We start from the raw sequence: 253 nt of genomic DNA on the forward strand, positions 1-253 counted from the left end.
GGATGAGGGCGGCGAAGTTGTCTAGCCCGATGAAGCTAGGGGCATTTCCCAGCCCATTCCAGTCGAACAACGACATATGGAATACGTTGAGCGTCGGATAGACGAGGAAAAGTACATAAAGGACCAGCGCCGGCAGAATGCACAATGCAGCAAAGGGGCCACCACCACCCATAGGCGTGCGGCGGCGGGCCCGGCGGCCGGCTGGAACAGTCGCTATGGGAAGAGTCAAGACAGCCTCGATTCATCCATGATC

General features: G+C 58.1%; 1 pseudogene. It reads right to left on the bottom strand.

Annotated features, from left to right (window positions below):
* Nucleotides 1-229: pseudogene (locus ACCD05_RS31985) on the bottom strand (hypothetical protein); the annotation flags it as partial.
* Nucleotides 230-253: the final 24 nt, after the last annotated feature.

It is taken from the genome of Rhizobium sp. Rhizsp42 (assembly GCF_047304155.1).
In the GTDB taxonomy this organism is placed as follows: domain Bacteria; phylum Pseudomonadota; class Alphaproteobacteria; order Rhizobiales; family Rhizobiaceae; genus Rhizobium.